Annotated in this window: 11 protein-coding genes; 4 read left to right on the top strand and 7 right to left on the bottom strand. The window is 45.1% G+C overall.

The window, feature by feature from the left end; translation table 11 throughout:
* Window positions 1-126: 126 nt before the first annotated feature.
* The 3 genes from argE to MSG33_RS22135 all read left to right on the top strand — a co-directional run bounded on the left by argE (window position 127) and on the right by MSG33_RS22135 (window position 5,135).
* Entirely contained in the window at window positions 127-1,263 is a 1,137-nt protein-coding gene (argE, locus tag MSG33_RS22145) for an acetylornithine deacetylase (protein WP_114324094.1), read from the top strand.
* 272 nt (window positions 1,264-1,535) lie between these two features.
* Complete coding sequence (gene ppc, locus MSG33_RS22140; RefSeq protein ID WP_248382139.1) at window positions 1,536-4,169, top strand: phosphoenolpyruvate carboxylase; 2,634 nt, start codon at window positions 1,536-1,538, stop codon at window positions 4,167-4,169.
* Window positions 4,170-4,595: 426 nt separating this feature from the next.
* Window positions 4,596-5,135, top strand: a complete 540-nt coding sequence (locus MSG33_RS22135; RefSeq protein ID WP_005395734.1) for a PadR family transcriptional regulator — start codon at window positions 4,596-4,598, stop codon at window positions 5,133-5,135.
* A 70-nt stretch (window positions 5,136-5,205) separates the two neighbouring features.
* Here MSG33_RS22135 and metF read toward each other — a convergent pair whose 3' ends face one another.
* From metF to MSG33_RS22120, 3 genes are all read right to left on the bottom strand, one after another.
* Window positions 5,206-6,108: a methylenetetrahydrofolate reductase gene (gene metF, locus MSG33_RS22130; protein WP_248382137.1), complete on the bottom strand. Its 903-nt coding sequence runs from the start codon at window positions 6,106-6,108 to the stop codon at window positions 5,206-5,208.
* Window positions 6,109-6,369: 261 nt separating this feature from the next.
* Window positions 6,370-8,778: a bifunctional aspartate kinase/homoserine dehydrogenase II gene (locus MSG33_RS22125; protein ID WP_248382131.1), complete on the bottom strand. Its 2,409-nt coding sequence runs from the start codon at window positions 8,776-8,778 to the stop codon at window positions 6,370-6,372.
* 12 nt (window positions 8,779-8,790) lie between these two features.
* Window positions 8,791-9,954: an O-succinylhomoserine (thiol)-lyase gene (locus MSG33_RS22120; RefSeq protein ID WP_053807714.1), complete on the bottom strand. Its 1,164-nt coding sequence runs from the start codon at window positions 9,952-9,954 to the stop codon at window positions 8,791-8,793.
* A 225-nt stretch (window positions 9,955-10,179) separates the two neighbouring features.
* Between MSG33_RS22120 and metJ the strand changes: the two genes are divergently transcribed.
* Window positions 10,180-10,500: a met regulon transcriptional regulator MetJ gene (gene metJ, locus MSG33_RS22115; protein ID WP_005381353.1), complete on the top strand. Its 321-nt coding sequence runs from the start codon at window positions 10,180-10,182 to the stop codon at window positions 10,498-10,500.
* A gap of 113 nt (window positions 10,501-10,613) precedes the next feature.
* On the opposite strand, the gene MSG33_RS22110 is transcribed toward metJ, so the two are convergent.
* The 4 genes from MSG33_RS22110 to MSG33_RS22095 form a co-directional block, all read right to left on the bottom strand.
* A complete protein-coding gene (locus MSG33_RS22110) occupies window positions 10,614-11,891 on the bottom strand; it encodes a malic enzyme-like NAD(P)-binding protein (protein ID WP_006742766.1) in 1,278 nt (425 codons plus the stop codon).
* 203 nt (window positions 11,892-12,094) lie between these two features.
* Window positions 12,095-12,571, bottom strand: a complete 477-nt coding sequence (gene bfr, locus MSG33_RS22105) for a bacterioferritin (protein WP_248382130.1) — start codon at window positions 12,569-12,571, stop codon at window positions 12,095-12,097.
* Window positions 12,572-12,672: 101 nt separating this feature from the next.
* Entirely contained in the window at window positions 12,673-12,861 is a 189-nt protein-coding gene (locus MSG33_RS22100; protein WP_031780493.1) for a bacterioferritin-associated ferredoxin, read from the bottom strand.
* Window positions 12,862-13,192: 331 nt separating this feature from the next.
* The coding region (locus MSG33_RS22095; protein ID WP_248382129.1) for an EF-Tu/IF-2/RF-3 family GTPase at window positions 13,193-13,765 on the bottom strand (573 nt) is incomplete at its 5' end.

Genomic DNA, 13,765 nt, shown 5'->3' with positions numbered 1-13,765 from the left:
TTAAAGGCTCAAATGACTATTCATATTTAATTTTTGCTTTATTTTGATTTTTTATTCATTAAATATGATTTAATATGTGTTTTACATTTTTGTGGTCTGTCTGTCAACAGGAGATTTGAAGAATCCATGCAATTACCAACTTTTCTAGAGGTCTATGAAGGACTCATCAGCACCTCTTCTATCAGCTCCACGGATCCGAGCTGGGATCAGGGCAATGCAAAAGTCATCGAAAAACTCGCATCTTGGTTTAAAGATCTGGGCTTCAACGTTGAAGTGATCGAGGTGGAGCCAGGCAAGCACAATATGATTGCACGTATGGGAGAGGGTGAAGGCGGCCTTTTACTTGCTGGCCACAGTGATACCGTGCCATTCGATCAAGGGCGATGGAACTTTGATCCACATAAGCTGACTGAAAAAGACAACCGCTTTTACGGTTTAGGCACGGCAGACATGAAAGGCTTTTTTGCCTTTATTTACGAAGCCGTCAAAAAAGTCGACTGGAGCAAGCAGACCAAGCCGCTATACGTATTAGCCACTTGTGACGAAGAAACCACAATGTTGGGTGCACGACATTTCACCGTAAACGCCCCTTTTAAGCCGGATTACTGCATTATTGGTGAGCCTACCAGCCTCGTTCCTATTCGCGGCCACAAAGGTCATGTGGCGAATGCAATTCGGGTCACGGGTAAGTCAGGCCATTCATCCGATCCTGCCTTAGGCGTTAACGCGATTGAGATCATGCATGAAGTGATGTTTGCCATGATGCAACTGCGCGATAAATTGGTGAAAGAATACCACCATCCGGGTTTTGCCATTCCAAGCCCTACCCTAAACCTTGGACACATTCACGGCGGTGACAGCGCTAACCGTATTTGTGGTTGCTGTGAGCTGCACTATGATGTTCGCCCACTACCAGGGATCAGCCTGGATGGCCTAGAAAATATGCTGCGCGGAGCATTAAAAGAAGTCGAAGCAAAGTGGCCTGGACGCTTGGAGATAATTCCGTTACATGAACCAATTCCGGGTTACGAATGCCAACATGACCACCCATTTATCGGTGGTGTTGAAGAGATCTGCCAAACCAGTTCAGAAACCGTGAACTACTGTACTGAGGCGCCCTTCTTACAACAGCTCTGTCCAACCTTAGTTCTCGGCCCCGGTTCAATTGACCAAGCGCACCAACCGGATGAGTTTCTCTCATTTGATTTTATCGATCCCACAATTGATGTGCTTTCAAAGGCAATGGTCAAGTATTGCTGTTAATACACGAATAAACTCAAAAGTCAGTGCAGCTCGATTGAGCTGCATCTTTTTATCTTCACAATTTAGCGCTAGCCTTAACACTTCTTTAACTTGTTATTTTGTAATTAATTTTCACTTCTTATTCTACAGCTGCCGTAAATTTGCTCTAAATCAGGAGACAGCGGAATAATTGCAAACTTAGTCTGCTTTATTTGACTATAACTGGTGCTTTTCGCTAGATTGGAGTCTTAACAAGGACAATGGATGTAGTTTTTTTACGAGGCAGGACGACAATGAACGAGAAATACGCCGCACTCAAAAGTAATGTGCGCATGTTAGGCCACTTATTGGGTAACACCATTCGCGATGCCCATGGCGAAGAAATCTTCGAGAAAGTGGAAACCATTCGTAAATTATCCAAATCGGCTCAAGCAGGTAATCAAGCAGACAGGGAAAGCTTGATAGAAGAAATCAAACACCTACCCGATGAGCAACTAACGCCCGTTACCCGTGCGTTTAATCAATTTCTAAATCTCACCAATATTGCTGAGCAATACCACACGATTTCACGCCATTGTGAAGAGCACATTTGTGAACCAGACGCGATTAACTCGCTGTTTTCTAAACTGGTACAAAACGATGTGAGCAAACTGGACACTGCGCAAGCGGTTCGTGGTCTGAATATTGAATTGGTATTGACGGCTCACCCAACGGAAATCACGCGTCGCACCATGATCAACAAATTGGTCAAGATCAATGAGTGCTTATCAAAGTTGGAACTGAGTGATCTTTCTTCTAAAGAGCGCAAGAAAACCGAGCGTCGCTTAGAGCAACTTATCGCACAAAGCTGGCATTCTGACGTGATTCGTCAACAACGCCCTACTCCATTGGATGAAGCGAAATGGGGTTTTGCCGTAGTAGAAAACTCACTGTGGGAAGCAGTGCCAGACTTCTTACGTGAAATGCACGATCGCTTGAAATCTTACTTGGGTGAAGGTTTACCAATTGATGCTCGCCCTGTGCACTTCTCTTCTTGGATGGGGGGTGACCGCGACGGTAACCCGTTCGTCACTCATAGCGTGACGCGTGAAGTATTGCTTCTGTCTCGTTGGAAAGCCGCAGATCTTTATCTCAATGACATCAACGAGTTGATCAGTGAACTGTCTATGACGGTTTCAAACGACCAAGTTCGTGAGCTTGCTGGCGAAGATCAGCACGAACCATATCGTGCGATCCTGAAACAACTTCGCACCCTATTGAACGAAACCAAAGATATTCTCGATGCTAAAATCCATGGTCAAAAACTGGCCGTTAAAGCTCCGTTGCAAAAAGTCGAGCAACTTTGGGAACCTCTGTATGCCTGTTACCAGTCGCTAAATGAATGTGGCATGGGTGTGATCGCAAATGGCTCTCTACTGGATACATTGCGCCGCGTAAAAGCATTTGGTATTCATCTTGTTCGCCTTGATATCCGCCAAGAGAGCACTCGTCATTCAGACGTATTGTCTGAATTAACCCGCTACTTAGGCATTGGTGATTACGAACAATGGAGCGAGCAAGATAAGATTGCTTTCCTAACCAACGAACTCGCATCTAAACGTCCTCTTCTGCCTCGTGATTGGGAACCATCAGAACCTGTCAAAGAGGTTTTGGACACCTGTAAGATTATTGCAGCACAACCGCGTGAAGCATTCGGTGCCTACGTTATTTCTATGGCACGCACTGCATCAGATGTGTTAGCAGTCCACCTACTTCTGCAAGAAGCTGGCTGCCCATATCGTATGGATGTTTGCCCGTTATTCGAGACGCTAGACGACTTGAACAATGCAGAATCGGTCATCAAACAGCTGATGGGTATCGACCTATACCGTGGCTTTATCCAAAACCACCAAATGGTCATGATTGGTTACTCTGACTCAGCGAAAGATGCGGGTGTCATGTCTGCAGGCTGGGCTCAGTACCATGCGATGGAATCGTTAGTAAAAGTGGCGGAAGAAGAAGGTGTTGAACTAACTCTATTCCACGGTCGTGGCGGCACCGTTGGTCGTGGCGGCGCACCTGCACACGCTGCACTTCTGTCTCAACCACCAAAAAGCTTGAAAGGTGGTTTGCGCGTAACAGAACAGGGCGAGATGATCCGCTTTAAACTGGGCCTTCCAGATGTCGCCGTAAACAGTTTTAACCTTTACGCGAGCGCGATTCTAGAAGCCAACCTATTGCCACCACCAGAGCCAAAACAAGAATGGCGCGACTTAATGGAAGTGCTATCTGAAGTTAGCTGCGAGTCTTATCGCAACGTAGTTCGCGGCGAGCCTGACTTTGTGCCTTACTTCCGTCAAGCGACACCAGAGCTCGAGCTCGGTAAGTTGCCACTTGGCTCTCGTCCTGCAAAACGTAATCCGAAGGGCGGAGTAGAAAGCTTACGTGCAATCCCGTGGATCTTCTCATGGAGCCAAAACCGTTTGGTACTTCCTGCTTGGCTAGGTGCGGGTGAAGCGATTCAATACTCGATCGATAAAGGTCACCAAGCGCTGCTCGAAGAGATGTGTCGTGAATGGCCGTTCTTCTCGACTCGCCTTGGCATGTTAGAAATGGTGTACTCGAAGTGTAATATCGATATTTCTCGCTATTACGATGAGCGATTGGTGGATGAATCACTCCGTCCACTCGGTGAAAAGCTTCGCGCTCAGCTTCAAGAAGATATCAAAGCAGTACTGAATGTAGAGAACAACGAAAACTTGATGCAGCATGACCCTTGGGGACTCGAATCGATTCGCTTGCGCAACATCTACGTTGAACCATTGAACATGCTACAAGCCGAGTTGCTATACCGTACACGCCAAACCGAAGAAGCATCTGCAAACCTAGAAGAAGCGCTAATGGTGACAATTGCTGGTATTGCAGCTGGCATGCGCAACACAGGCTAATCGCTTCATTTGTAATAAAAAAGCTGAGCAAGTGCTCAGCTTTTTTTTTGGCGCTGGATAATTTCGCAACCAAAAGGCAGTTTAATAAACTATAAAAAACCCAAAAATTACCACACAAAAAGAATAAAAAACCACAAGTTAACACTATTGATTATTATGTTAGTTTTTTAGGGTAATTTTGTCCTACTATTCCACTTCATGCTTATTATTTATATACTACTTGCCTGCTGAGAGCTCATAAATCCAATCATACCTGCTCCAGCCATGATGGGACTCCCCATCTCTCTAGGTGATAAACGGCTTTAAGGTGACAGGACCAACATTGTTGGTGCTACTTATACATTAAAAAACTCAAGTGCCAGAAAGAGCACAGCTGAAAGTATAAGTAGCTTGTTTACAAGTTTATTGACCATTTGGATTGAAGACATGTCATTACCACACGTAATCTTAACTGTTCTTAGCACTCGCGACGCAACCGGTTACGATATCACTAAAGAATTCTCTGCTAGCATCGGTTACTTCTGGAAAGCAAGCCACCAACAAGTGTACCGTGAACTCAATAAAATGGCCGAGAAAGAGCTGGTTACTTGCGTATTAGAACCCCAAGAAGGCAAACCAGACCGTAAGGTTTACTCCATCACAGATGCTGGTCGCAGCGCTTTAGGAGAATGGTTTGATCAACCAACTGCACACCCGACTGTTCGTGATGAATTTTCAGCGAAATTGATGGCATGTGCCGTTCAACCATCAACACCTTTCCGTGATCAACTCGCCGAACTGGTTGAAGAGTCTCGCAAACTGGTTTCTCACTACAAAGAAATTGAAGCGGCTTACTACGCAACACCGTCAACTTTAGATAAACAAGCTCGCCTAGAACGTCTAACGCTTCGTCGTAACCTACTGTTACGTGAAACGTGGATCACGTGGGCTGAAGAAGTCCTAACAGAGCTTGAAGTGATTGGTTAATTTCCTTTTACTTTGATACAACGAAAAAGGCTTGCCACTTGGCAAGCCTTTTGTCTTTTTGAAACCCGATTTATGCACCTACTACAGCGCGAGGACGAACGCCTAGCGTATGACATAAAGCGTAAGTCATCTCTGCACGGTTTAGGGTGTAGAAGTGGAAATCCTTAACGCCTTCACGACTAAGTACGCGCACCATATCAATAGCTTGACTTGCTCCCACAAGCTGACGAGTCACCGGATCATCATCCAAGCCTTCGAATTGTTTACTCATCCAGCCAGGTACTTTCACATTGTTCTGCGCAGCAAAGCGAGAGGCTTGCTTAAAGTTCGACACTGGCAAAATACCAGGGACAATTTCCACATCAATTCCTGCCGCCACACAGCGATCGCGGAAACGAAGGTAAGACTCGACGTCAAAAAAGAACTGAGTAATTGCACGGTTTGCGCCTGCATCAACCTTACGTTTTAGGTTCAATAAGTCAGACTGCGCACTTTTAGCTTCAGGGTGAACCTCAGGAAATGCGGCTACTGAGATATCAAAATCATGACGTGATTTCAGCAGCTCAACCAGATCCGAGGCATACATGTCAGGCGCACCGCCACCAGGAGGAATATCACCACGCAGAGCAACGATATTTTCAATACCATTATTCCAGTAATCATCGGCAATATTAATTAACTCTTTGCGAGTCGCATCAATACAAGTGAGGTGAGGAGCAGCAACCAATCCGGTTGTTGCTTTGATTTCTTTAATGATGGAGTGCGTTCTGTCACGCTCGCCAGAGTTAGCGCCGTAAGTCACAGAAACAAATTTAGGTTGGAGCGTTTTAAGACGGTGCACTGAATTCCAGAGTGTCTCTTCCATCTTCGCGCTGCTTGGTGGAAAAAACTCAAATGATACATTGATGTTGTCTGACAACTCAGCAATATTCTGGTTCAAGGCGTCAATATGGCCTGCGTGCGTGTATCCCATCTTACTCTCCCTGTGGCACTCCGCCACGAAAACAAATTCCTTAAATCGACGTTTAGACGTCTATATGTCTACAGAATGTATTGAATACGATTTAATGTCAACCTTGTAATTATGAATTTTTCTCAAGTTAATAATGAGGATAGTTCAAGTTATTACTTGAACGTTATTTCACCACTTATCATAAGCCGATACTTCAGTATGGCACTGAAGGAAAAATAAAAAACCCTGGTCGGGTTCCAGGGTTTTAGGTATCTCGCAACTTTAGAATAAACCGGCTAATCGGTTGAGGTCGGATTGAATCGCGCCGGCTGTCACTTCTCTTCCTGCGCCTGGCCCTCGAATAACGAGTGGGTTATCTTTGTACCACTTACTTTCAATGGCAAAAATGTTGTCGCACGGCAGTAGGTTGGCGAGCGCATGTTCACGAGATAACGCTTCTACTCCCACCGTCGCTTTACCATTTTTTTCTAAACGAGCAACGTAGCGAAGCACTTGGTCGTTTCTCTGTGCTTTTGTCAGGCGCTCTTGCAGTATTTCACTCAACAGCCCCCCGTTATCGAAGAAGTCATCGATGCTAAGTTCTCTTAATTCTTCTGGTACCAGAGATTCAACCTTAACGCTGCCCGGCTCAATATCGAGACCAGACTCTCGAGCTAAGATAACCAGCTTACGCATCACATCTGAACCATCTAAATCAGAACGAGGATCAGGCTCTGTTAAACCTTGCTGCCAAGCGAGGTCGACTAAATCATTAAATGGTACTGAGCCGTCAAATTGTTGGAATAACCATGATAACGTCCCTGAGAAAATACCCGATAGAGCAACGATCTCATCACCACTTTCACGTAGATCTCGCACGGTATGGTTTATTGGTAACCCCGCACCAACCGTCGCGTTGTACAGCCAGTAACGACCAATTTTAGCGAATGCATCTTGAACCTGATGGTAATACTGGCTATCTGCCGAACCCGCCACTTTGTTAGCGGAAATCAAATGAATGCCCTGCTGTGCAATTCCTACATAGCGCTGAGCTAAGTCTTTACTCGCTGTCACATCAAGCACTACGGCTTCATCGTAATTTTTTAGCGCTCCTAATTGAGTCAACCAAGACCCATCGTTTACTAGGCTTTCATCATCAAATCGTTCAGCAACACTTGCTGCATCAATACCTTGTTCATCGAACCAGTAGGTTTGACTATCCACGACTGCGACAAGGTCAAAGCTCATGCCATGACGTTTTTCGAGTTCACCTTTTTGAGTTGCAAATAGATTTAACCAACTAGAACCAATGTTGCCCTTGCCACATAAAGCCACCGCCACGCGCTTTTGCGCTTGGAACAACTGGCTATGAATCGTTTGAACCAACACTTCGGTATCAGTACGACGCAAAACGGCGACTAAACTCAGCCCCGACTCAGTTTCAGAAATAAATTCAACCGGAGAGTGTTTTAACTTCTGATAAAAACCAAAACAATGGTTGGCGTTTTTCGTAACGCCAGCGCCTACTGCCGCTAAGAGCGAGTAGCCTTCTTTGAGCTTAATCTCCGCTTCAACCGCAAGCTCTTGTAAGTGTTTCAGTGCGCCACCAGCAATTTCTGCGGTATACGCCAAGCGCAACGTGTGTTGATCGGGCTGTGCCTCAAATGCCAATGGTTCCAATTGCGCTCGCTGCAACGCTTGTAATACATCATTCTGTGTTTTTTCGAAGTCGTGCCCATGCATGAAAGACAGCTGCACCAATAAAACATCATCCAGCGAGGTAATAATTTTAGCGCCACGGCCAGACGCTAAGACACGCTCAATACGAGTAGAGCCCGATTCCGGCAGATAGCTACACTTGAGGTTGAGATCCATAGTACTTTGCGCCACAGGCTGAAGTGTACGACTGTGTAGGACTGGGGCGGCTAAACGGGCGAGTTCGCTGGCTTCATCCAATCGAAGTAACGGTAACAGACACGCGTCTGCCACCAAACGCGGATCGGCACTATAGACACCGGCAACGTCACTCCAAATGGTGACCGTGCTCACTTCAGCCAGAGCACCAATGACAGTTGCAGAATAGTCAGAGCCATTACGACCAAGTAAAATGGTTTCGCCCGCCTCGTTCTGAGCCATAAAGCCAGTAATTACCACACGTTTATGATTGTGTTGCGCGAGAACTTCTTTTATCAAAGGATATGAACGAGCGCGATCAACTTCAGGTTGAGTCCCGGCTTCCGCACGTAAAAACGCTCGTGCATCTTGTGCAACAGCGGGGATAGAACGTTGAGATAATAACGCGGCCAATAGACGAGCAGACCAAACTTCTCCGTGTCCTAGTACCGCGGCTTTTTGCGCGCCAGTGAGTGGTGCTGTCAGCTCAGATAAGGTACTGAACTCATCATGCAGTAACGCTAATAGCTCTTCTTGTACTTCATTTTCCAACAAGTTTTCTATTAACTCCGTTTGGAACTGCCTTAGGCTTTGAAGTGCTTCATGCGCGATTCGGCCATCTTTGTCTAGCCCTTCCAGGAACTCAATCAAGCGGTTAGTGGTTTTTCCTGCCGCCGAGACGACCACAAGATCATTTTCCGTCGAATACTCCTTAAGAATATCCACAACGCGTAAATAGCATTCTGGGTTTGCTAAGCTACTGCCACCAAACTTATGCAGCTGACGTTGTAAAGTCATTATTATCGTCTCCTATTGTTGGGCAGCTTTAGCGAATGCTTGCTCTAAATCTGTGATGAGATCTTGTGCATCTTCCAAGCCGACAGACAAACGCAATAGTTGATGCGACACCCCCGCTTCTGCCAGTGCTTCCTCTCCCATAGCGCGATGCGTCATGGATGCCGGATGACAAATCAAGCTTTCAACTCCACCTAATGACTCAGCCAATGAAAACAGTTGGAGCTCTTTAACGAACACTTTTAACTGCTCAAACGAACCGGCAAACTCAAAGCTCAGCATAGAGCCAAAACCAGTTTGCTGCTTTTTAGCAATGTCATGACCCGGGTGCTCCGGCAGGCTTGGATGATAAATGGTTTTAACTAACGCTTGCTTCTGGAGATAAGCCAGTACCTGCTGTGAACTCTCTTCATGCACTCGCATGCGAGCACCAAGTGTACGAATGCCTCGCAACGTCATATAACTATCGAAAGGTGTGCCAGTCGCACCAATGCAATTGCCCCACCATGCAAGCTCTTCTGCATGCGCTTCTGTTTTGGTGATGATCACGCCACCAATCACGTCTGAATGACCGTTGATGTACTTCGTTGTGGAGTGAATGACGAAATCTGCGCCCAAGTCCAAAGGCTTTTGGTACACGGGTGTCAAAAAGGTATTGTCCACCGCGACCAATGCCCCAACTCGCTTCGCTTTTTCACAAGTCTCAGAAATATCCACCACGCGAACCAGAGGGTTTGATGGGGTTTCTAACAAGATGAGTTTTGGTTTTTGTGCTAATGCTGCATCCAAAGCTTGCTCGTCTGATTGATCGACAAACTGAACCTTAAAATCACCTTTGTTGGCTCGGGTATTAAAAAGACGATAGGTGCCGCCATAACAATCGTGAGGAGCAATAATGAGATCATCAGGGCCAAGAAAAGCGGACACCCATAAATTTAATGCCGACGTACCGCAGTTCGTGACAACCGCTCCTTTTCCAGACTCGAGTTCAGATAACGCACTTTCCAACAGTCCGCGGTTTGGATTTCCAGATCGCGTGTAATCATACTTAGGTACTTCACCAAAAGCAGGAAAACCATAGTTAGTGGAAAGATAAATAGGTGGAACGACAGCGTGATATTGGCTGTCTGATTCAATACCAGTGCGTACTGCAATGGTCGCAGGTTTGCGAGAGCTCATGGGTGTATCCTTTCACGGGTAATGACTTCTAAATAGGAATGCGCTATATCTAATGAGTAAAATAAAGTGATCAACACGCTTCCTTTGCTGTTCTGTTCACTTTACTCGTCAAAAAATGAGACGTCAACACTTCTAGACGTCTATATGTCTTTGCTTATGGCGGTAAATGCAGCTAAAATCAGCACCTAAATTATTTTTAACCGATTACATAAATGAAGGTGTGCAATGGCTGACTGGAATGGCGAATACATTAGCCCATATGCAGAGCACGGCAAAAAAAGCGAACAAGTAAAAAAAATTACCGTCTCTATCCCGCTAAAAGTTTTAAAAGTGCTAACTGATGAGCGTACTCGCCGTCAGATCAATAACTTACGCCATGCAACCAATAGTGAATTACTATGCGAAGCATTTTTGCACGCGTACACAGGTCAGCCACTTCCAACAGATGAAGACCTTCGTAAAGACCGTCCAGATGATATTCCAACAGAAGTAAAAGCACTGATGACGGAAATGGGCATCGAGTTTGAGTCGTTTGACGAAGAGTAAAAAAGCGAGGCTGGAGGCTTCAGATAGCAATTCTTATCTCGAGCCAAAAGAATGATATAAAAAATGGGACGCGATTGCGTCCCATTTTTTGTACATCACATCTAATAGATATATTACTCTGCCATGTAGTTTTCAGGCATCTCGATACGAGCAACACCTGAATCAACCGCCGCCTGAGCCACTGCTTTTGCAACACGTGGTAGTAAACGTGAGTCCATTGGTTTTGGAATGATGTAGTCTGCACCAAACTCAAGCTTATCGACGCCTGCGGCCTTCAATACAGTTTCAGGTACAGGCTCTTTTGCTAGCTCACGAATCGCCTCAACGGCTGCAAGTTTCATTTCATCATTGATTTCACTTGCGCGCACATCAAGAGCACCACGGAAGATGAATGGGAAACACAATACGTTATTTACTTGGTTCGGGTAATCACTACGGCCAGTACCCATGATCAAATCATCACGAACAGCGTGGGCAAGTTCCGGCTTAATTTCAGGATCTGGATTCGAACATGCAAATACGATTGGCTTATCTGCCATCAGCTTCAACGCTTCCGCTGGCAATAGGTTTGGACCAGATACACCTAGGAACAGATCCGCGCCTTCAATCACATCTTCTAATGTGCGTTTGTCCGTGTTGTTTGCGAATAGCTGCTTGTATTCATTAAGATCATCACGACGAGTGTGGATCACACCTTTACGATCCAGCATGTAAATTTTTTCGCGCATTGCACCACATTTAATCAGCAGCTCCATACACGCAACAGCTGCAGCGCCAGCGCCAAGACAAACGATCGTTGAGTCTTCAAGCTTCTTACCTTGAAGTTCGATCGCGTTCAGCATGCCTGCTGCCGTTACAATCGCAGTACCGTGCTGATCATCGTGGAATACTGGTACATCACAACGCTCAATTAGACGCTTTTCAATCTCAAAGCAATCTGGTGCTTTAATATCTTCAAGGTTGATACCACCAAAAGTGTCTGCAATGCTTGCAACAGTATCAACAAATTCATCGATCGTGCGGTGCTTAACTTCAATATCAATAGAATCAAGACCTGCAAAACGTTTAAACAGTAACGCTTTACCTTCCATTACTGGCTTAGATGCAAGTGGACCTAGGTTACCTAGACCCAGGATAGCGGTACCGTTAGAAATAACAGCAACCATGTTGCCTTTCGCTGTGTACTTGTACACGTTATCAGGGTTTTGTGCGATTTCACGCACTGGTTCTGCAACACCTGGGCTGTAAGCAAGGGCAAGATCACCCGCCGTTTCCGCAGGCTTTGTCAATTCGACAGCAATCTTCCCTGGAGTTGGATAAGCATGGTAATCCAATGCTTTTTGGCGATGTTCTTCTTCTGGAGTGGCTGCTTGGCGATTGTCTTCAGACATGGACGTTTCTCTTTTTTATTTTTAGGTAAGGGGGCATAAATTCTATCGGATAGAAATCAAACTTCATAGGCAAGATTGCGAGCAATATCCTTAAAAAGCCGATAATAAAAGAGATTAGACCAGATAGCGGGGATAAGCACCTGATTTTCGAGTCAGGTGCTCTTTTCTTCTTACAATTGAAGTGCGCAAAATCCTGGACGTTATTACTCTTCGTCTACGTATTGCGCTTGGAGGTAGTTCTCAATGCCAGACATTTCAATCAAGCCAAGTTGCGTCTCTAGCCAATCAACATGCTCTTCTTCATCTTCAAGAATATCTTGAAACAGATCGCGAGACACATAGTCTCGAATGTCTTCAGCATAGGCAATCGCATCTTTTAAATCTGGAATGGCGGCCATTTCAAGCTTTAAGTCACACTCGATCATTTCTTTAGTGTCTTCACCTATCATCAACTTGCCTAAATCTTGTAGATTCGGTAAGCCCTCAAGAAACAAAATACGCTCAATCAGATGATCGGCATGTTTCATCTCATCGATAGATTCGTGATATTCCTTATCTGCTAGGTGCTTTAACCCCCAGTCCTTATACATTCGAGCATGAAGAAAATACTGATTAATAGCGATGAGCTCATTTCCGAGCACTTTATTGAGATGTTGGATGATGATTGGATCGCCTTTCATGACAAAAACCTCCTCTTTAGCTTCATTTAAATGTAGAAGCAAATGAGAAGGTGTCAAAACGCTAGGCAAATAATTACTTAATTACCGCATGCTCACAGTAATTAGCTAGCTTGTTTGAATACCGTGTAACTGGTTTCCGCTAAAATATCCTTGGCCTGTCTGATGCACTTACCACATTGGCTACCCAATGCTGTGCATTTTTTGATTCCTTTAATATCCGTTACGCCTTCATCTATCGCCAACTTCCTAATTTTCTTGTCGGAGACCCCATGGCAAAGACAAACGTACATACTCAAAAACCTATTAAATTAACCTGTGGCAACCAATATAAACAAGAATAGTTCTTGTTACCAGTCGCATTGATAGGCCTGTTCAGAATATTTTGTTATATAGATTTGGTGACAGTAGGCAAAGATCAGAGGGTTAGGTGTTACGACTAAAGGTGTTGAAAAATAGAGCCGGTAATATTCTGTTTTTAAATTAAAAAATTAACGTATTTCCTACGAACACTTATAACCAAATATAATTTAGATATAAAAAAGGGAAGCCTAAGCTTCCCTTTCTCGATGCGCTTTCTTCATAAAGAAGAAGAGTGCAAGATTTCGTTTAATTCGTTATGAATTAGTCGAAGATCTTAGCAACAACACCAGCACCTACTGTACGGCCACCTTCACGGATCGCGAAACGTAGACCTTCGTCCATTGCGATTGGTGCGATTAGCTCAACAGTCATCTGTACGTTGTCACCTGGCATTACCATTTCTACGCCTTCTGGTAGCTGGATGTCACCAGTTACGTCAGTTGTACGGAAGTAGAACTGTGGACGGTAGCCTTTGAAGAATGGAGTGTGACGACCACCTTCATCTTTAGACAGTACGTATACTTCTGATTCGAACTTAGTGTGTGGAGTGATTGAACCAGGCTTCGCTAGTACTTGACCACGTTCAACTTCGTCACGCTTAGTACCACGTAGAAGTGCACCAACGTTCTCACCTGCACGGCCTTCGTCTAGAAGCTTACGGAACATCTCAACACCAGTACATGTAGTAGTAGTAGTGTCTTTGATACCTACGATAGCAACTTCGTCACCTACAGTTAGGATACCACGCTCGATACGGCCAGTTACTACTGTACCACGACCTTGGATTGAGAATACGTCTTCGATAGGCATTAGGAATGGCTGATCTACCGCACG

The sequence above is a fragment of the Vibrio sp. 1CM7H genome (assembly GCF_023161645.1).
Taxonomy (GTDB): Bacteria; Pseudomonadota; Gammaproteobacteria; order Enterobacterales; family Vibrionaceae; genus Vibrio; species Vibrio diabolicus.
This window is presented reverse-complemented; position numbering and strand designations above follow the sequence as displayed.